Source organism: Algorimicrobium bowmanii, assembly GCF_054031195.1.
Window position 1 is genome coordinate 880,111 of the sequence record NZ_CM132929.1, and the last position, 22,020, is coordinate 902,130.

Below are 22,020 nucleotides of genomic sequence, written 5' to 3' on the forward strand. Positions count from 1 at the left end.
AACTTAAAAGTACGGGTGTTGGGGTGTTTCTCGGTACAGAGGTTTTATGTAATCTATTGAAAAGATGATGTAAGTTGTTTTGGTGGCTGGTTATCCTTCTGTATTTCGGTTATTAGGGAGGATTTTATCTTTTTAATAAACTGTTAAAAACCAAAAAACCCAATCTAAAAAGATTGGGTTTTGGTGGTGGTGCCTCCAGTACCATATTTGGCTTTATGCTATTTTATGTGTTGTTATCTATTTGTGTCTTAAAGCCCTTTATTTACAATACATGGTAGCTATTTCGTTTAAATTTTATAATTTTGACATAACAACAAATAAACATTATGTTGTCCCTTTTGTTGTCCCTTTTTAAATATGTGATTTTTATAATGTTATGAATAAAGCAATTCAATCCACATCAGGAACAGTTAAGTATAGATTAAAAGACCCAAATGCTAAAGATGAGTCATCTATAATTTTAGATTATAGTTTTGGAAGAAATAAGCGTGTTAAATTTTCAACAGGTTTTAAGGTCAGACCAAAAAATTGGGATAAGACTAATCAAAGAATTAGAGCTGTTTCTACAATTCGTAATAGGGAGAAAATAAATAGTGACCTTTTACGATTTTCAAGTGAATTTATGGATTCGGTTATGAAATTGAGTGAAGTTGATAAGCAAAATAGAAACCTTATAAAGTCTTTACTTACAAAAATTATTAGAGGGGTTGATGGTGATAAAAAAGCAATAATAACTTTTTTTGATTTTGCTGATGATTACATTGAGCGAAAAGAGAATCAAGCTAAAAACATAAATGCAGTAAAGTTAAGTCCGATTACTGTTCGTTCGTATAAACAAACAGTAAGAATACTTAAGGATTTTGAAAAAGCGAATAAATATAATTTAGATTTTAGTAGCATAGACTTAAAGTTTTATTATTCTTTTGTTCAGTTTTTAGAAGAAAATAATTACGCCTTAAATACTATTGGTAAGCACATAAAAAATCTCATAACTCTATTGAATAGAGCGACAGAAGATGGTGTAAATACAAATCTTAAATATAAGCATAGAGAGTTTAAAACAATATCTGAAGAAACTGTTTCAATTTATTTGACTGAAAAAGAAATTGATGCTTTATATAATGTTGATTTGTCTAACACCCCAGATTGGGAATTGGCAAGAGATATTTTTTTAATTGGATATTATACCGGTCAAAGGGTGTCGGATTATAACGGTATTACCAAAGACCAAATTAAAACTTTTGATGGTAAACGTGTTTTTGAATTTACCCAGCAAAAAACAAGTAAGAGGGTTTATGTTCCAATTCATTCCAGAGTAGAGGAAATTATGAAAAAAAGGCATAATGGATTGCCTCCTCGTGTGCTTAATGCCCCAGATATTAATGAGTATATAAAAGAAGCTGGTAGAAAAGCAGCAATCGATGAAATGATAACTGTGAAAAAAGTAGTAGGAGGAGTGAGAACAGTAGGGTCTGTTTTTAAATATAGTCTCATTGTTTCACACACCGCAAGACGTTCTTTTTGTACCAATGCATATTTATCTAAAATGCCAGCTATTGATATAATGGCTATAAGCGGACACTCGACAGAGCGAGAATTTTATAAATACATAAAAGTAACCCCACAAGAGCGTGCAGTTAAAATAGCTGATAGTACATTCTTTAGCAATTAAAAAAAAACATATAGATGTCAAAAAACTATTATAAAGATGCATTTGCAGTTGATGAAATATCATACAATAAAAGGAAGTTAGAAGTAGATTTCGTCTCTGAACCATTTATGTTGAATAATTACGATTACTATGAGCCTAAATTAGAAAGCGATTTTTATATAAAGTATTTCACAAAAGAACTTTTACTTGAAGTGGATATTCTTGATTTTCATGACCTACTTCAATACCATTTTGAAAACTGTGCAAACACCGATTTGTTGTTGTCAATTTTGAAGTTGAAAATATTACCTAAAGCCTCAGAGATGATTGAGAATGGAAAAGCAAGCCCTTTAGAGTGGGGAGGGTATTATAATGAAATTGCATTAGAAGACGGTTTTGTTCAAACCGAAGGCGTTATAAAAAACGCAAATTACGAATATGGTATGATGTTGCATGTTGTAGGTTTTAGAAGTCTTCAAAATGATTTGCAGAAACGCACAGAATTAATATTTTCTTTTTTGAATAATTTAAACACAAACAAAAATGAAGACAATTTAGAGTGGATTGGAAAACCAACACATATAGCTTATATTATTAGTTGTTTAGTGCAGGAGGGGTATGTATCTGCGCCACTCCAGCCGAATGGAGAAATAAACTATACAGAGCTATCCAGACAAATTCTCAATTCTTTCAGTTTTAATAAAAAAACACCTTCTATTGATTCGTTAAGACGCTATGCTAATCAAAATTCAGATAAATTTCACACATTAAATGAAAAATTTGAAAGTGAAGATTTTAATTTGCCCGATTCTAAAATTTTAAGCTGAGTACCGGTACCTTTAGGTACTTAATAATCGTTTCTGTAGATATAATTTTGTGGTATAAGAATATAAAATATCATAAAATGAAATCTAATCAATTGCACTTCTATCAGACAACTCCTGAAGAACTTGCTAACGACATCTTAGAAGGTGTTGATAGTAAGTTGCAGGCGTTTTTTGATAAATTTCAACCTTCCAAAAAGGAAGAAGAAGAGCTTCTTACTCTTGATGAAGCTCTAATTATTTTAAAATGCTCCAACCAAACCTTATGGAATTGGCGTAAAGAAGGAATTATTCCTAGTTATCGTTTAGGCAATCGAGTCTATATAAAAAGAAACGATATAAATTCTAAACTTATAAAACAGGTGCCAGATGAGGATGAATAAAGGGTTTATAATGCTCTTTCGGGATTTAACCGAATGGGAATGGTATACAGATATGAATACCTGTAAGTTGTTTGTGCATTGTCTGTTAAAAGTAAATTATAGTAACAAACGCTGGCAAGGGATTTTAATTCATAAAGGTGAATTTATTACATCATATGATAAGCTTGCGGTGGAAACGGGGCTTACGGTAAGTAAGGTAAGAACTGCTCTAAAGAAGTTGGAAGCTACAGGTTACGTTTTGGTTGAGGCAACCGTGAATTATACTAAAATAGGTGTTTTAAAGATGTGTGATTTTGTGGCTGAAACTTCTATTGAAAATGATAGCGTACGGAATAATGCACAGCATGACAAGCCGAATAGCATGCCAAATAGCAAGCCAAGTAGCAAGCTGTTAGCAAGCGATTCGCAAGCAAGTAACAATCTAATAGCAACAACTAATATTAATAATAATAACATAATAAATAGAAAAAAGATATTTAGAGAGAAAGTATTTGCTCACACTCATTTTAATACTAAAATTTTAAATTCTTTTTTCAATTACTGGTCTGAATTAGATACTGATGAAACAAAAATGCGATTTGAAATCGAGCAATTTTTTGAAGTCAAAAAACGATTAGATAAATGGCAAGCTAACGAAAGACCTAAAAAGAATAACCAAAAGGAATCCTCTGAATTATTAACCAATAGACCAAATCGATAATGAGAGCAGCAGAAGCCGAATCAATAGGAGAGGTGATTAAATCTTTTTCTTCCGAAAAGCAAAAGTCAGATAAAACGTTTTCTGTAGAACCAAGCATACCAATATTGAGTAAACAAGAACTTTGGGAATATTTTTGCAATCAATTTTATTGGATGTATGGAAAATCATTCATAAAAAATGACGATACGCTTGAAAACTTAAAAGTGTTGTTTTATTATTTTCTTAATAGCTCAGAGTTTTTTGAGTCTAATAATCTTGTTACTGGTCTTAATGAACCTGATCTTAATAAAGGTCTGCTTATGATTGGAGGAGTTGGAACCGGAAAAACGGCTTATCTTAAATGCTTTGAAGCCATTTTTAAGCCTGTTTCATCCTTGAGATTCAAATGTTATAGCGCAAAAAAACTTGTTCGTGAATTTGAAAAGTGCGCAACGCCTATTGATAAAGATTATTTTTTTAATGATATAAATAGAAAGCGAATTTTTATAGATGATATAGGTTCAGAAAAAGATGCCAGTAATTATGGGTTATTTAATGTTGTTGGGGACATACTCTCGGAGAGATACGAAAACAAACAAAAAACATTTATCACCACGAATTTTGTGAGCTCAAATCATAGTGTTGAAGAAACATTAAATGGCTTAGGAGAGCGATATGGTCATCGTGTTTACGATAGATTATTCGAAATGTTTAACATCGTTATTTTTACAGGACAAAGTTTAAGAAAATGATAAAAGGTTAAATTAAACCTTATTTAACGTATTAATAACCAAATCAACCACAAAACCATGAAAAAAATTAAAAATTGTAAGCATTGTTATGAGTTATTCGAGTCAAGGAGAAGTAATCACGTTTACTGCACAACAAGTTGCAAAACAAAAGCAAGCTATAAAAGAAATGAATATAAATACATTTCAGGTCATTACAAAAAAGAAGAAATAGCACTCGCTATCCCTGAAAATGAGTTGCCCGTTTCCAATGAGTTATTAGATGCTTTTAAAGCATTAGAAACTAAAATTGAAAACATGAGCGCTAAACCAGAAATTAATAGTGGTTCCATATCAAATGCTGCCATTGGTTCAGCTGCTGCGGACGCTACAGTTTATGTTGGTAAAAAACTGTTTGCGCCTCAATTATTGCCTGCGACGAAAGGTGATGTTGATACATTAAAACAAGAGATACAGAACTTGAAGTTTTTAATTAATATGAAAAGATCATAGTTTTTTATAGCTTTAAATTCAGTAATAATTATAAGATCCATTAGCCGTAGAAATATAAATGTTGAATTTTTTTCAAATTTTGAATATTAATCAAACGATATTACATTATTCGATAATTATTGTTTGACATTTGTTTGGGTAACGAATCCACGCTTAACTAAATACTTATTTTTGAGCTATGGTAGCTAATGTTATAATAGTAGTAGCCAGTTTGCCTCCCGATTTTTATTGTTTTAAGAGTCGGCGAATCTCGTACCTCGATTTCTTCATCCAGCTCCTTGGCATTAAATTTAAAATGGGTGTTATAACTATTTAAATGCTCGTCTACCAACAGTTCTCCAAAGGGTAAATACTCGATATGTTGAGAAACAGTGCCATTCATGTTACTAATATAAGAAGTCTTCGCTTTGCTCGGGTAATCTCGCAAAAAGATTCTCAATCTTTTTTCTCAATTAATCCAAATGGTCACTATGGTACCAGTAAACATCATAGGTATCTGGTTTGTGTTTAAATTCTTTTATGGTGCCTTCAATAACTGGGGCATTTAGGTTTAGTCCTTGTTCCATGGCTGTATAAGTGTTGGTTGAGCCTGTATTGGCTTCCTGTACGGTTTTGTCAGCCAGAGGGCGTATGTTTGGAAACATACCTTGTTGAGGTTTTAGAAAAAGACCTAAATCGCGCACGGTGCCCAATGTACTGCTTACCCGTTCGCTACCAATATAATAGTGTTTGGTATAACTACTTACTAAATCGTCAGCTTTAGGTGCATTTCCTGGTTTGCTCAACGCTTTAGCAGAAGATCTTGACACCAGATTACCACACGAAAAATTCGTACAGTGGCGAGGGATTATGTCTATTTTAATCCCTTACTTGTCATAATAGAATGAATTAATCTAAAATTTTAAGATTTTCCAATTTTTGACCACAACAGGAATTATATAAATTCATTAGTAAAATAATGGTTATTGGGGATCTATAAACAGTTTTTCTAAAATCAACTTTATCTATAGACATTATTAAGTTTTTTACTTCACCTAGATTACCTACTCCTGTGTCTTGAATATTATCATATAATAACACTAAAGATAATAATTTTTTGTTAGCTTTATTCTCCTCTTTTCTTAAGACTTCTTTTGGACAAGCATAAAAAAGATCAATGGTAAAAGGAGATAGAGTGAAATAGAAAGAACTGATACTTTTTTTTATGTCTTGATCTATAAAAACCTCATTGTTCTCTACTTTATTAAATAGCCTTAAATATTCTTCTTTGGAATTATTTCTTATGATACCATTTTCGATTAATAAATTCTCAAATTTGATAGCCTCTTTGAAGACATTAAAACTACTATCAGAAGTTTTTTTAAGTATTTTACTGTTAAAACATTCTATTAGTTCTGTTTCAAAAGGTTTGTTATTAAAATTACAGGAAGTTAATAATGAAATAAACATTAAAATTGTAATTAATCTCATTTTTTTACTTTTTTAGCTGTTGCTATTGGTTGATATAAAGGAACATTAGTATCTAAATATTTGCCTAATGAAGCAGAGTTAGGGGTGCTTGAAGATATCCAATACGTACCTTGATGGCCTAATCTTTTGTTATCAGTTAATGAATAAAAATTAAAATTCCAATATGAAGTACAAAGCTATTCTAGTTTCTATCTATTTGTAGAGGTATTAGTCCATAATCAAATTTAATAGAATCTTTGTAAACCACTATAAAATCATTTAAAGCATATGCAATATTATTTATAGAATTCTTATCAATAAGTAATTCATTACAAATTAAACTAACAGTTTTATCCTCATACTTAAACAAAACTTTTTTAGAATCTTTAGACCCATTAAATAAAACAACAGATGTGTTATCTGTTTTCTCCTTTAAATACAAATCTAGATTTTTAAGAAACGGTGTACCGTTTACTTTATCAAATTCTTTAGAAAAAAAGCCATCAATCATTTTATTTCCACTACATACAGAAATACTATCAAAAATGTTTAATGCAATGTTAGTTTCTAACTCAAGAATTTTATCATAGACTACCAAAGAGTTAATTTTATTTAATCTTAATTCATAATTATGGTTTTTGATTTCATCAATATAATCATACTTTTTTTGTAAAAAAGAATCAAATTTATTTAAATCACTGACGGTTTCTATTTTAGGGTAAAAGATATAATATTCAGCAAGGAGTTGCTTAAATCTATTATTTAAAAGTTCTTTTTTTTCATTTTGACAAGCAAATACTGTAGCTAATATAAAAATTAAGACAAAAACATTATGTTTATTTTCCATATATAAAATCTTGTAAAAAATTAAATGATTCTTTATTGACATTTATTATTAATACCCCTGTAGCAGGACCATTAAAGAAAATTGAGTTTTTAAAATTTGGATCAGAATGTCCTATACCTAGGACAGTGTGGCCGACAAATTCTATGCCATGGACTGAATTCATATTTTCGTTTCTCACAGTAAGGATTCCCTGATAATCTATTTTTCGACCATTAATAGAAAAGGATGAATTAAACTGTATATCACTATCAGTACCGTAGAAACCTTTAACTCTATTAAAATCTGGAAAATTAAAATCTATACTTTCAAAGTTATTATCTAAACTTTCGTCATATGGATTTTGAATCCTCAATAGTGTAGCATCTCTTTTTCGTGAAAGTGCTAATTCGATTTTAGGACTAACTTTTGCAGAGGCATAACTATCGTCATCAAATAACACACCATCGTCTCTAAAAGTACTATTCCACCATCCCTCAACTCCTTCAGTCATATTTCTACCCCAGTTTTTCCTGACTTCAGATTTTGTGGCACCACCATAATCAAGTCCTAGGTCATTTGCTTGCTTTTTAGAAGTAATATTTTCGTTCCAAACCCATTTGCCGTTACTGCCTTTTTTCCTAATCCAATCATCCACTATTTCAGGAGCCATCCCAGTTGGAACATTAAATCGAACAGGGTTACTAAACGTATAATTATAAGAATTCCAAGATGGCATTTGCTCTGCTAATGGATCCACAGATAACCAAATACTGGTTTTTGGGTCGTAATAGCGTGCGCCATAATAATAGTTTCCTGTTTGTTTCCATCTTTTTTTTGTTTTAGGAGTCAGCGAATCTGTTACACACGATTTCATCATCCAATTCTTTCCCATTAAGCTTTAATGGGATGTTGTGATCCAGTAGTTTGAATATTAGAGTGAAAAAGTTTAATAAAATAGGAAACATTAAACTTTAATATATTACATGAAGTCCTTTTTCTGGACTTATCCCTAAACGTTTTAATTCAACTTCGTTTCCGTAAAATTTTATTATTATGAGGGCTGAAATTTTTTCTTTCGGTTTATACCACTCTAATTTTGAATTAATTATGTTTTTTAAATTTAATCTTTCATTTTTAATGTTAGTTTCATTATCAACACTCAACAAGCATGATTTTCCTTCATCGTCGATAAGGATTTGAAGTGATAAAATACCCTTTATACCACTAATTACTTGTTCATCCAGATTGTTAGCAAGAACTTTAATTATGTCATTTTTAGTAACAGCCACAATAGAATCACTTTCGATATTGAAATAGTCAGTATTACATCCTTCGAAACTTGTTTTAAATATAGACTGTGAAAAACAATTGTTTATGAATAACATCATTAATGTAAAATAACATATAAGTTTTATTTTGTTCATTTTAATTAAATTTAGATTACTTACACTAAAATCACGTAGATTAAAACTAATAGAAAAACAAAAACAATAAATCCAATTAATCCATTTAAATAATCGTTCGTGCTATTGAAAATAACATCATTGTTTTTGTCTTTAAAAAAATAATCAAATGATTTTTGATTTTTATTAGTGAAATTTGTGCACATAGAATTGATTAGATATCTTGTGAATGCTCCAGTTATTTGAAATAATAGAATTACCATAACTATCCTTGTTCAAGATTAGACTTTGTTTTTTTAATAATATTTTTAGGAGTTACTGTTTTTTTCATTATGTAATTAAACATTTTTAAAGTGGTTCCCTTAATTTTGGGAGAGAGCTGATTAAATAAAGTTCCTTTAAAGAATTTATTTAATTCTCCCATGTTGAAACCTCGAATGTTAAATTTAGGCATTGGTAAAATTGTTAAATATCCATTTATACCTGAGGAAATATGTTCAGAACTTCCTCTGTTGGCATTAGATCCGTCTAAATGAATAGGATGATTTTTCGGATTCAACAAAGCAAAACTGGTTAAGAAAACTGTAACATCATCAGCTATCTCATATGAGCTTTCGGTAAAAGGGATGTTATTTTCAATTCCAAAATCTTTTAATTTTTCAGCAGGACTTGGTCTGTAAGCTGTAATTTCTCCAGGCCAAGGTGTTCTATTTTCTCCAAATTCAGGCTCTCCAAAAAAGTTATCTCTTGATGTTGTTCTAACATTGGAGTTGTAATGATTTTTAACATCATTTATTGAACGACCTACATAATCATAACCTTCAGGAGTGTCTTTAGGTTTATTAACATTTCCATCCCAAATATATTTTTTGTTTTTGACATCATAAATCCAATCATCTATTATTTCTGGAGCCATCCCAGTAGGATCTGTATATTTAATAGGATTACTAAAAGTATAATTGTAACTCGACCATTCTGGCATCTGTTCCGCTAATGGATCCACACTCAACCAAATACTGGTTTTTGGGTCGTAATAGCGTGCGCCATAATAATAGTTCCTTGTCTCCTCATCCAGTTCCTTGCCGTTAAATTTAAACGGTGTGTTGTAACTATTTAAATGCTCGTCCACCAACAATTCACCAAAAGGTAAATACTCCATATGTTGAGACACGGTTCCATTCATATTACTAATATAAGAAGAACTTCCTAGATGGTCACTATGGTACCAATAAACGTCATACGCATCTGGTTTGTGTTTAAATTCTTTTATGGTGCCTTCAATAACTGGGGCATTTAGGTTAATGCTTTGTTCCATGGTTGTATAAGTGTTGGTTAAGCCTGTATTGGCTTCCTGTACGGTTTCATCTGCTAGAGGGCGTATGTTTGGAAACATGTCAATTAAAGGCTCGAGGAACAGGCCTAAATCGCGTACAGTACCTAATGTGCTACTTACCCGTTCGCTACCTATATAATAGTGTTTGGTATAACTACTTACTAAATCGCCAGCTTTAGGTGCATTTCCTGGCTTGCTCAACGCTTTAGCGGTTATCATGGGGCTTGGATATAAAATAACTTCATCACGTTCGTTTTTAGATGCCATGGTGGCATTGCTTCTAGCATCTAATCTGCCAGGAATATATCTAACCACACGTTGCCCTCCGGCATCGTAGGTGTACACCGCTATAGGGTGTGCGTTGGTATCGTCTGGGTTTAGGTTTACGGCACGGAGCCTGTCTTCTTCATCCCATAGGTTTTTGCGTAGAGTTATGGTATCGGGTTCTACAATGCCTTGGTAAGCTGGCGCTTGGTCTCCTTCAAAAATAACCTGTTTTATGGCTAATTGGTTGCCATTTGCATCATAATCAATCGTTTTCTTTTTGTAACGTGGGTCGGTATCTTGAATACCACTATTATCAGGTGTTTCTATAATTTCACGAGGCGCATGTGGTTGCACATACCCATATTCATCATTTTCTCCTTGAGATATATAAACGCCTTCGGCATAGTTACCATAGTCCAAATGGTAGTTGGTTTTAACCATGGTTTCTGGATTAGCAATAGGGCTTCCATGACTGTCCACTTCCCCTTGTATGTGGGTTTGGGTTTTACTGGTGATGTTATGGGCTAAATCATAAGTCATTTCTAAACTATAATTTTGAGCCAATAAGGGTGTGGTTAGGTCGTTTGGCCCTGTGTAATAACCTTCAGCATAAATTAATCTATTGAAGTTGTCATATTTATATATGTGGCTCACAGGCCCTCCCAATTGCCCAGAACTAGGGATACTGTTTGTTGGGTTTTGCGTGTTAACATTGGTAATATTACTTAAAGCATCGTAGCTATATCTATTAGTAATATCAAACCCGCTAAATTGGTGACTTAAATCTTGTAAGCGCCTACGGTTATCATAAGTGTAATTTGTACTAGTTCCGTTGCCATAGGCAATTTCTGTACGTTCTCCTAAATCATTGTACTTAATACTACTTACAATAGGGTCGTTTGTAACCACATTAGGTATGGTACGTGTTATACTATTTAATGTGCCACCTATGTTGTAATTATAGTTTACAATTTCCTCATCAGGGTATGTTATTTGTTTTACACGGTTGTGGCTGTCATACTGCCATTGTGTGTGAAACCAAAAGGTATGGCGTCCTGCAACGGCAACACCTCTTAAATGACTATTTAAATTTCCTAAATTGTCATATCCAAAGCCTTGAACACCAGATGCATCTTTTTGTGTCATAAGTCTTCCTACAGCATTTAAAGCCATTGCTTGAGAATTATTTGGTGCTCCATAGGAATATTTTACAGTATTTTCCAGGTTTTGTGGATACTCAATTTTCATCAAACGGTTGTAATCATAGCTATAAGTAATAGCCTGTTGTTGGCCATTGGCCAATAAATTGGATGTCAGTCTTTTTATCAGGTTTCCAGACGTGTCATACACGAACCAAGTTAAGCCTCTATCAGGATGTCTTTCTTCAATTCTTCTTCCTGCCAAATCGTATTTGTAGAAAGTGTCATAACCTTGTTGGTTCTTCACTTTTATTTTTTCGCCTATGGCATTGTAATAAAACTGTGTGGTTAACTCGCCATTTTGAATGGTTTTACGTTGTCTTCCTCTTACATCTGTATAGGTTTCGAATGTTTGATTGAGCTCATTAGTAGTCGTTGTTAAAAACAAGCCATCTGAAATACTAAAATCTGATGTAGTAGACGAACCTTCCCCAGGTTGGGTGGCACTGATTACCCTATCTCTAACATCATAAGACATGAGTGTTGGTGGAATGGTATTTTGTCCTGTCAAATAATTAAATGTCGAAGTAGGCAAGCTATTTGGGTTGGTAGGGTAACCAGTTTGTATGGTTGGTAAACGCGCCTCTATAACACGGCCAAAGGCATCTTTTGTTTCCTTTCCGCTAATGAGCCATTTTAATTGATTGCTACCATTGTCATTAACAAACAAGGTTTTTTTAAGCTGTATGGCTTGACCAAAACCATCTACTAAACTCACTGTTAATAGTTGGTCGCCTTGGGCGCCTTCAACATGGTGCCTAGTAACAGCATGATGTTTAGAAGAAGTAGGTGGTGTTGAACCAGGATTAATTGCTTGAAAGTTGCCAACAGCAGGCAATACATAGTTATTTCCGTTGAAAGTAGGAGGTGAGGTGCTTTCACCTTGATACTGCATGCGAATGGTCCATTGGTCTGCAATTGGAATATTAGTCTGCATTTCATTAGGAGCTGTTATTTCCACCAAACGCCCTCTATTGTCAATACGTGTTCGCATTTGCTGTCCGTTGATGTCAGTAGCCAATATAGGTACACCAAATAAATAGTTATACTCACTATTGGATACCTCGTTAAATGAGTTGGAAACTTCAATAGGATAGGTATGGACTTTAGTGTCGTAAATGATGTTTGTAATAAAACCGTTCATTAATGTTGACTTAATAAGATTACCATATACGTCATAGTCCAATACAATCTCGTTTGATTCAGAATTATTAAGGCTGGTTGTAACTTTATTTATTTTCCCTTGATTTGTATATTCTGCATGACGTTTACGTAATAGCTGTCCATCGCTTTGGCGTATCACTTTAATGTTTTTTACGTAGCCAGTACTATTGCTATTGTACATGGTTGGTATATAGTCATAATATTGCAATTCTGTTCGATAAGCATCATTTCCTAAAGTTGAGGAATATGTATCACCAGGGTTTTTATAAGATAATAAATTTCCGTGCTCATCATAAGCAGTAAACTGCTGTTCTAAACTTAAGCCTTCACCATTTTCATAAGTTGTACTTATGGTTTTTACAGGAGCTACGAAAAGACGCGATTTGTCCAAATGATCTTCGGTTAATCCTGATTGTAAAAAATCTGTACTTTCGTTACTATTCAAGTTTACTTGTGGATTCTCTGGATCCATTATGTTGTATAATGTTGTACTCTCATTAAGTAAATTATCACTCGAATCATATAGACCAGTACGTTTAACAAGTCCTTTTAAATATACATTGTTATTATGATATTCAGTAAGTGTGTAGCGATAGATATCTTCATTGTTTGCTAGGTCTAGCTGATTCACTTTAACTCGTTCAAAACCTAAAAACTCACGTTCCCTACGGTCATGTTTTGGGTTTTCGTAAGTTATACTTGTTAGTGTTTCACTAGGGCCATAATTATTATCTGCTGTAAAACCATCATGCGTCGTAATACTATTAAGAACCCATTTATTTTGTGGCATATTATACGTGTTTCCCTCACGGTTGTAATCAATAGTCCAACTACCACCTAAAGGTGTGTTGACGGTTTTCAGGAAATTTGTTCTGCCTACTTTGTTTAATCGTGCTGAAATATCTCCATTGTCACTTCCTTTTTCTAAAACATCAGGTAGACCATCTCCATCTATGTCTTGGACAGAAATTCTTTTTTCGTTAATTCCAGCATTGACGCCTACTGATGGTGTAAAAGTAAATTTAATTATCAAAACCCAGAGAGGAATAGTAAATCCATAAGTTCCTGTTCCAAAGACGTTACCACTAAATGAGGAATCTTGATCTATTAAACCACTGTAAAAAACTTGTTGAGCAGTAGGTTCAAAACCGACACCAGTATTTAAGTAGAATTTATACACAGAACCTGATTTTTCAACAAGATCTGGTAAACCATCACTGTTTACATCAATTAATGCCGCATTAAGGTTAGCTGTGCTTTCTGCTGCACCAAAACCAACAGCCCATGAAGCACCGCTTATTCCTCCACCCACACCAGAGTTATTTCGAGTGCTAACATACAAGTCAGTATACCCAGAGCCCCAAATAATTTCATTGCTAAATCCATAGCCTGTATTAAGTTGTGCCCTGATTTCATGTTTGTAAATAGTAATTCGATCTGAAAGTCCATCTCCATTAATATCATACCATTGTTTACTATCATAGGAATTTCCACTACTTGTATTTATCCCAGAATTGACATTGGTTTTAGTTGGGGTAATGGTCTTCATATTATCTGATGCAGTAGAATTTGGTGAAGCACCTGAAACAGTTACACCAATGGTATCATCTTTACTTTTACCTCCAGATACAAAATTATTTCCTATTGTTAAGTTAGATAATCCTCCTTGCATATCAGTGAACTGTATATTGCCGTCTGTAACAATATCTGGATAGCGATCTCCATTAATATCTAAATATTGGTTTAATACTTTTGAGGACGCCTCGCTTATAGTTCCTGAGGCACCAGCTGGTCCAATACCAAGATTCCCTGATGTTGCTTTGCCTTTAGATATTGAACGCTGTTTTAGGCTGACGAAAGCACTACCATTGATTAATGTTTGAGGGTCGGTCCACAAATCATAAATATTATGTTCTGCAAAACGTCCCAATAATGTAGTTAATTGACTATTAGAATTGTATCCATATCTAGCTGGAATATCAACGTTGTTTTTAATTGCTACATTTTTATAGCTTTCCATCTCATTATCTTGAGTATAAAAAGTATAGCGAATAGCTACATCATTTAGTTCCATGTTATCTGGGTCAGCATTATTTATATCATTTTGTATATCTTCAGGATTGGTTTCAAAATCAAAAATAGACATGTCAATATTTCCATCAAACGGAGTAGGAGGTATATTTGGTATAATATTACCTTCATTATCATATTGATATTTTAGCCCACCATTATATAAAAACTGTCCCCAACCACGATAAGTCCATCCGTAAAACGCAGGTTGCTTTGCCATAAAAGGACTGTCCAAGGTTTGTGTGTTAAATGAATAATTTGTATTTTCATTAGGGTGTAAAGCTATACTAATGTCTGAGTTGTTGCTTTGTCCAAATTCAGGATATTCTAAATAAAAAGAGGCGTATATTTCTCCTGAACCATTTTTGATTTCCTGTACTTTCTCTTTGGAAAGGTCAAACTTAAAGTAGGGGTCGTAATAAGAATTTGACGAATTTATTTCTGAACTGGTTGGTGAGCTGGAAGTTCTATAAGTATAAGTACAAAAATCTGTTTGCCCAAACGGAGGATCATAACAATTGTTTTTGTGCAGATAAAAAGTGCGCTTATGCAACACTCTTGAAACGGAGTTAATCTCTTCTTTTACAATCCAATTAATTTTTATTGGAAATTGTTCATCACCAATACCCACAATAAACTGGCTAAAGTCAATACCAAACATATTATGGCTTATCTTAAGCAAGGGGTTATCCCCATCATTGGGAATATTAGTATCAATATTTGGGGTTGGTAAACTATTGCCATAAAGTTTGTAATTGCTTTGGTTAACATTGCTGTCATATGCTATGCAGTTATTAGGTGCATAGTGTTGACCTGATGAACTGCCAGTAATGATTGGTTGCCAATTTATCTCATCCCATTGCACATTCGAATCGCTTTCAACATAAAAACGGTATTCATAGCTATACAAACTCCCATTAACAAACTGATTGGATGTACTGTAAAACCCTGATGGTAAGCTTGAAGTAGAAATATTTCCATTTTGGTGGTTAAAGGTTTTGCTCCAAGTCCAAGTTAGAGGTGTTCCAACAATCTCACCATAATTATCATCACTGGGGTCATTGTTATGTTGAGTCCTTGTTTTCTCTATTCTGAAATGAACATCATCGGAAAATTGATATTGATTAAAATTTGATAAATTCCAGTTGATGGCTACACTATTATCCTCCTTATCTGGAGTCCAGTTACCTCCATTGTTCATCATATAGTCATCTTCTGCATTGAAAACCCTAAATTGTTTACCATGCTCACTGGTAGTATTGGGAATGTTAGAGGATGAAGTAAAGGTGATTATTGGATTCCATTCTACTTCACCACCACAGCCATAAACATTGTTGTGAACCCTGAAGAAGAACAAATCTCCTTTTGTAACATTACTTTGGGAGACATTAAGTGAAACTGTTTGATTGACATTAGTTAAGGTGCCATTTGAAATTTGGCTTGCTACTCCTGAGCTTTGTCCATTTGTGGCACGCTCAATAGTTAGTTTGAATTGATTAGGTTCACTTGAATTTCCACAATTGTTTTTAGCTATTAATTTAGCAACTCCTTGAATATTTAAATTTCCACTGTAAGGTGCTTCCCAAACTTTTACATGATCGAACTGTGAATGCTCTTCTCTAAGCTGATCTTTTGTTTCTAAATCAAGATTATTAATCAATGATGAATTTAATGCTCCTGGTATAATTGGGTTAGGTGTATAATCTACAACTGTATTAAAAGATGTATTTGAAGGTGTTGACCAAGCCGTCGTTGTATTAAACCTGACAGATCCTTCAGATATTATGTCAGGTAATCCATCTCCATTAAAATCAGTAAAATACCCATCGGTAGTCGTTCGTGTTTTACTCCAACTTTTACCAGCACCAACGAGACCGAAAAGATTGGCATCAACTCCAGTTGTATTTGTTTTTGATTTGGTTTCGTCAAGATTGCTCCACTCTACAGAAAGTGGCGACCCAAAACTGCCCTCTCCATTATTAAAACCTAAATTTGGTAAGTATAATAAGCCACCTGTATTGGGTTTGTATACTTTATCTGGTAATCCATCACCATTAATGTCCATAAAGCTAATTCTTGTTTTTTCTTTAGCTTGACTATAGTTGTATGAACCACCTATAGTATTATTAACACTAGTAATACCTGTACCTAGACCTACTCCAAATCTTAAACCAGCTGAAAAACCGCTTGTAGTACTTGTTCCCAATGCAGATCCATTTGGTAAAGCCGTATTGCTAGGTGCCAAATCTAAAAGAGGTGATCCCATCGCATGGGAAGTCCCATTCCATGAAATTGAGTTATTATTGACCAACGGGTTTGCTCCAATATCATCATAATACTCCATGGTATTGCTATAAAATAGATTTCCATCTGTATCAAGTTCTGATATTTTATTCAATTGCATTTTTTTGAAAGGAGATTCATCGTATTCAAACTCGTAACTTCGAACAGTATTCCATTGGCTACCGTCTTTATATCTTACCAAAATCTTGGTCAATAGATCACTAGTGGACATTAAAGTTCCTGTTCTTGCATTTAGAGAAATATCTTCTCGAATAGTCTCTGTTCCTTCGTTATTTCTGATAAACTTCACTTCATAGAAATTTGAAACTGGAGAGTTTATATTATGAGTGTATTGAATCCAATTTGGATAGAAATACTGTGTATTAACCCCATTAACATCCAACGTGCCTTTTGAATAATTATAATTTACATAATTTCCAAATGTATCATAAGTTCTGTGTAATGCCCAATGTGTTATATTGTTCTGCTCATCTCTTACAATTGCATTCTCTATTACAGCACCAGAGTGTCCTCCATATAAACTTTTGTTGCCATATTTATCCCAAACAATCCATCTATAATTTTGAGGGGAGTTTCCATATCTTACTATTTTTTGGTAGCTACCTTCTTTTCTGAGGTAAAAGGTCTTATTTCCAGACGTATTTCGAATAATGTCAGATGTATGACGATGTGGATTGGTATATTCCCCATTTTCATCAAAGACCATAGTTTCCCCATTCAATTGGTAAATTTCACTTTCATCAGTAGAATTAAATCGAGGTACTCCCCAGCGTGTGTCTAATGTGATGGCAGGTAACTGCAAGTCCCAACCCAGACCCATCCAACCGTTGCCACCTTCATTAGAATAATTTACACTTAAGCTTGGCATGATACCATTACGTCCTGTTGGTAACTTTATTGGAAAACTTGTAGTAGCTGCACCCGTATAATTTGGGCTAGGTGGAGAAATGCTAACAACTCCTGAAGCTGGATCTGCATACTTCATGTCAGTTATAGTTGTGGGAGTAAAGCTTGCTGTTTCAGCCATTTCAGGCACTTTAATTACTCCATTAACATAATCGGTATCACCGTTGTAATCAGAAATTATAACCTTATTATTAAAATCTAAACTATCAACAGGAAGAGTAACCCATTCTCTCTTGTTCTTGTCAAATGAGAATGTTCGGACATCTTTGTCGCTATAGCCATCAGGTATTTTAGATGGGTCATATTCTAAATATAATTTTAAAGATGTACTGTCTTTTAAGTTTGATGTATTAGTTCTATATCCTAAAAAATGTCCAGCGGTCACATTTTCAATATCTGAATTTAAAGGTATAAATTCTTTGAAATGGATACCACTAATTTTAAAGCCATTAATTTGTGATGTATAATCTGATATATTTCCTAAAGAATCTAATTTAACAATCTTTAAAGCGTCTTTTTTGAAACCAGAATCATTTTCATCAAAATAAAATTCCTCAAATTGATAGCTTAAATTTTCTGTTTTATATTCAACTTCAAACTCTTTATCTATGAAATTACCATGTTTTGCTCCAAAAGTTAATACTATATTCTTTGTCTTTTTTGAAACACCTTCTAAAACATGTTCAAAGATTCCATCTTTAATTTGAATGGTTAGATTTTTAAATTGAATGGCACTAATGTCTTCACTAGTATAACCTAAAAGATGTACTTTGCCATTGAAATTGGTTAGTTTATCTTGACTTAATAAAATTTGTTCAGCAGTTTTTTTTACAAGTTCTATAGAAACATCTTTAATTTTATACTGGTAATTTAAGTCACTCCATCTATTAAAAAAAATCTCATTTTTCCCAGATTTAATATAGTGTGCAGGGAGATATTCACTTACTTTATTCCACTTATCATTTGTTTTTATGGATTGACCACCAAAAGATGGACTATTGTTAATACTTTTGGTGGTTTGATCTGCCTGCTCTATACCGTATAGGCTATATTTTAGTAATATAGCATGATTATTGATATCTAGATTTTCAGGAAGCATAACTGTGAAAAAATTATCTCGAGGGTTTTCTTTTTCAGTTGATGAAAACGTTCCTATTACCCCTTGCTCTTCTATTGCATGGAAGGTATTAGATTTGCTCTCTTTGATTGTTTTTTCTTCACTTTTGGTAATGGACTTATCATTTTCAGAAATATTATGATTTTTATAGCTGTTAGTATAGACATAATTTGAAAATCTTAAAGCTTCTAATTGATTAACTCTATTAGTTATTTGTTCAATTGGCTGTCCAAATACTATTATATTGCTTAATAGACATGATAAGAGGGATACAGTAAAATTTGAATTTCTTATGGTTTTAAAAAAGTTTGTGGTCATAATAAATAGCAGGTTATTTTATGATTACTCTATTCGTTTTTACTATTCCTAAGGACGTAGTCGTTCTTATGAGGTACACTCCTGATGATTGGAGGCTGAATGGGAGTGAATAATTTGAATCTCCATAAACTTCAATTTTAATTAACTGTGCTCCAGTGAGTGTAAAAACTTCAACGGTTCCGTTAAAGGGCTCGGTAGCAGAAACTTCATAAGTGAAAAACGTATTATTTTCTGAAGGGTTTGGGTACACTTTAGTATTTAAAGACAGATCATCAGAAGTATTTGTTGAAGCTATATTTTGTGGGTTAGAATCGTCTTTCGGACAAGTCCCTTTAATGTAAAAAGATTCCGTAGCATAGCAATTTGCAATGGCATCTACTACATCGACGGTAATTAATGGCCAACCTTCTGGACTAGGATTTTCATAGCAATAGTCGTCTAAATTGTTAAAAAATAGAATGGGATCTTCAGAAATTAAAACATTATTTAGGTACCATTTATAAACTGCATTTTGACTTGTGATTAGTGATGATGCATCCAATGAAAAACTTTGAGTAGTACTAAATAGTGGGTATTCAAAATTTGGATATTGGATTACACATGTATTACATATAGCCTGCAATTGTGAGAGTAAATCCAATTCAAATATTGGTTGAATAAATTCAAAAGTATCTTGATACTCATCTCCAACACTATCTGTTACTGTAATGATGTACGTACCATACATTAAATCTGTAATGGTTGTTGTTCCACTATGTGCGTAATTAACAGTACCGTTTATACCCTCTAGATTTGTGGCAAAAGGAGAGACTCCTCCATTAATAGTTATGGTAAGGGCGTTGTGTTCTTCATCACAGCCGTTAATTGTTGATAAAACTATATTAAAACCTTCGTTTCTTATGGTTATTTCATCAGAAACACTACAGGATTGATCGGTACTCGTTACTATAACCTCATAAGTGCCAGGCTCACTAACTGTTAAAGTACTTTCATTGTCAGGTAGTAAAACACCATCTAAAAACCATTCATAAGTTGCATCGGGATCAGGAATTCCTTGTCCAGCGTTCAAAATAATCTCTGGTTGATTAGCACTTAAAAATTGATCTGGTCCTAAATTAAGTAAAAAGTCCCATGGTTCAGGTGTAAAGTCTAATTCTACTACTAATCCATTGGCATCTTGGACTGTTACATGGTATGTAATATCTGATACCGTATCAAAAGTATAAAAAGTATCGTTTGTTGTATCTTCAATAGTCCCTTGTGAGGAATCAATGACTATTTGGTATGGAGGTTTGCCACCTGTAATATCTAGAGTTACTTGTAGATTATCACCCTTACAGCCTATTACTTGTGCTTGTATTATCATTCGAGGGCCAACTCCAAAAGTAAATTGATCATATATATTTTTATTTGAATCAAAAAATACTTCCTTAAAATAGGCTGTACTGTTTTCAAAATCTATTTGACCTTCCGTATATTCAATATAATCATTATTAAAATCAGAAACTTCATCATTTGAAATAAATTTGTCCTGCAACAGCCAAAGAGATTCGTCAGGATTAGAATGAAGGTATTCGCTTAATTCAGTTGTTAAGTGTAGTTTGAAATGAATAGGTAGTTTTTCTACATCTTTTCCAGTTCTTTGGGCTAACCATATTTTCCCCCAATATTTAATACCATCTGTATTTTTATTTACAAAATCAGGTTTACCATCATTATCCCCAAAGACCAGAAAATGATTGTTTGGGATATTAACTAATTCTTGTTTTTCCATATTAGTTTCCATAATTTCTTTAATAGCAGAAACTAAATGTTCTTTTAAATGTGTGCTCTCACTTTGTAATTGATTGAGTCCAGAAACATCATCTTTTCCAAAGCCAAAAATGCGATGTGGGAATATTTTGTTATTTGAGCTGTTCCAAAATACTAGATTGTTAGAACTTAAGTATGAAGTAGATTTATTAAGTGTTAAACCATATTTTAAAGCTAAATAGCTTTCCACTCGAATCCGTTCGTTGGAACTCAATTCTCTTGGAAAGGATAGGAATTCTGGAAAATTCCCATTAAAATGAACATCATCATAAGTTTCTTCGGGATCTATAAGTGTCGTTTTACCTATGTAAAAGACGGTTTCACCTTCTTGGCCAAAGCTTTTAAACTTTTTGTCTATGTTATAATTACTAGTGTGGTAAAAATTAACATGGGCATTTTTATCACTAGAATAATCAGTGTAAATTTCATTAGTAAATAGGTTTTTGCTATTGAAATCGAAAAAATTTCTTATGATGGAATCGGTCAATGCAACTGCTGTTAAATCCTCTCGCCATAATGTTCCTATATGAGAAAAAGTTGGGTCAGGCTCATACGGTTCACCTACAAAAAAGGAGTTTCTTCCAGTTGTATTTTCTAAAGGAGCAACATATTCTAAACAGAGCTTTTCTGATGTAATTGAAGGGTTGAAATTAAACAATGCTTTATCAGTTTCACCACATCTTAAAATCTCAATATCATTTTGAGCAGAATTAAAAAAAATGTTAGTACCTATATCATCCCAGTTACTGATATACCAAGCTTCAGCACCAGTCACACCTCCTGGATAGTTTTGAGCCGAGGTAAAATATAGAATGAAAAAGAAGCATACAGAGAGTAGATATCTTGTATTCATAAGTAGGTTTTTGGTTAGTTTGGGATTTTAAAGCAAGAACATTTTTTGTTAAAAACCAAAAATAAAATCGATTTTTCGATTAGGTGTAAACTGAAATCCTCTCATAATTAGATGAATATACCTAGTTGTTATGTCGGGTTTCGGGATTTAGAGAAGGTTTAAAGGAAAAGAAACATTAAAAGTCATAAGAAGGACTCTTAAAAAATTATCCATTTAGTTAT

The 22,020-nt window shown here is 32.9% G+C and carries 13 protein-coding genes; 6 read left to right on the forward strand and 7 right to left on the reverse strand.

Annotation, left to right across the window (positions count from 1 at the left end; all coding sequences use genetic code 11):
• Nucleotides 1–376 precede the first annotated feature (376 nt).
• The 6 genes from ACW5R3_RS03835 (at nt 377) to ACW5R3_RS03860 (ending at nt 4,778) form a co-directional block, all read left to right on the forward strand.
• A complete protein-coding gene (locus ACW5R3_RS03835; RefSeq protein ID WP_456578308.1) occupies nt 377–1,672 on the forward strand; it encodes a site-specific integrase in 1,296 nt (431 codons plus the stop codon).
• A 14-nt stretch (nt 1,673–1,686) separates the two neighbouring features.
• Nucleotides 1,687–2,478 (forward strand): hypothetical protein, encoded by a 792-nt coding sequence (locus ACW5R3_RS03840; RefSeq protein WP_456578309.1) that lies wholly within the window; start codon nt 1,687–1,689, stop codon nt 2,476–2,478.
• A 77-nt stretch (nt 2,479–2,555) separates the two neighbouring features.
• Nucleotides 2,556–2,858, forward strand: coding sequence for a helix-turn-helix domain-containing protein (locus ACW5R3_RS03845; RefSeq protein WP_456578310.1), 303 nt, complete (start codon nt 2,556–2,558; stop codon nt 2,856–2,858).
• The gene (locus ACW5R3_RS03850; protein WP_456578311.1) at nt 2,845–3,558 is read left to right on the forward strand and encodes a hypothetical protein; all 714 of its coding nucleotides are present in this window, start codon (nt 2,845–2,847) and stop codon (nt 3,556–3,558) included. The genes ACW5R3_RS03845 and ACW5R3_RS03850 overlap by 14 nt, the downstream gene beginning before the upstream one ends.
• A complete protein-coding gene (locus ACW5R3_RS03855) occupies nt 3,558–4,289 on the forward strand; it encodes a hypothetical protein (RefSeq protein ID WP_456578312.1) in 732 nt (243 codons plus the stop codon). The genes ACW5R3_RS03850 and ACW5R3_RS03855 overlap by 1 nt, the downstream gene beginning before the upstream one ends.
• Before the next feature lie 57 nt (nt 4,290–4,346).
• Nucleotides 4,347–4,778, forward strand: a complete 432-nt coding sequence (locus tag ACW5R3_RS03860; RefSeq protein WP_456578313.1) for a hypothetical protein — start codon at nt 4,347–4,349, stop codon at nt 4,776–4,778.
• A gap of 452 nt (nt 4,779–5,230) precedes the next feature.
• On the opposite strand, the gene ACW5R3_RS03865 is transcribed toward ACW5R3_RS03860, so the two are convergent.
• From ACW5R3_RS03865 to ACW5R3_RS03895, 7 genes are all read right to left on the reverse strand, one after another.
• Nucleotides 5,231–5,563: a hypothetical protein gene (locus ACW5R3_RS03865; protein ID WP_456578314.1), complete on the reverse strand. Its 333-nt coding sequence runs from the start codon at nt 5,561–5,563 to the stop codon at nt 5,231–5,233.
• A 103-nt stretch (nt 5,564–5,666) separates the two neighbouring features.
• Nucleotides 5,667–6,248, reverse strand: a complete 582-nt coding sequence (locus tag ACW5R3_RS03870; protein ID WP_456578315.1) for a hypothetical protein — start codon at nt 6,246–6,248, stop codon at nt 5,667–5,669.
• Nucleotides 6,249–6,429: 181 nt separating this feature from the next.
• Nucleotides 6,430–7,074, reverse strand: a complete 645-nt coding sequence (locus tag ACW5R3_RS03875; protein ID WP_456578316.1) for a hypothetical protein — start codon at nt 7,072–7,074, stop codon at nt 6,430–6,432.
• Nucleotides 7,064–7,945: an RHS repeat domain-containing protein gene (locus ACW5R3_RS03880; protein ID WP_456578317.1), complete on the reverse strand. Its 882-nt coding sequence runs from the start codon at nt 7,943–7,945 to the stop codon at nt 7,064–7,066. Before ACW5R3_RS03880 ends, ACW5R3_RS03875 begins: the two co-directional genes overlap by 11 nt.
• 79 nt (nt 7,946–8,024) lie before the next feature.
• Nucleotides 8,025–8,477 carry a hypothetical protein gene (locus ACW5R3_RS03885; protein WP_456578318.1) on the reverse strand — a complete coding sequence of 151 codons (453 nt, stop codon included), beginning with the start codon at nt 8,475–8,477 and terminating at the stop codon, nt 8,025–8,027.
• Nucleotides 8,478–8,721: 244 nt separating this feature from the next.
• On the reverse strand, nt 8,722–19,134 hold the full coding sequence (locus ACW5R3_RS03890) for a SpvB/TcaC N-terminal domain-containing protein (RefSeq protein WP_456578319.1): 10,413 nt from the start codon (nt 19,132–19,134) through the stop codon (nt 8,722–8,724).
• A gap of 13 nt (nt 19,135–19,147) precedes the next feature.
• Nucleotides 19,148–21,799 (reverse strand): T9SS type A sorting domain-containing protein, encoded by a 2,652-nt coding sequence (locus ACW5R3_RS03895; protein WP_456578320.1) that lies wholly within the window; start codon nt 21,797–21,799, stop codon nt 19,148–19,150.
• Nucleotides 21,800–22,020: the final 221 nt, after the last annotated feature.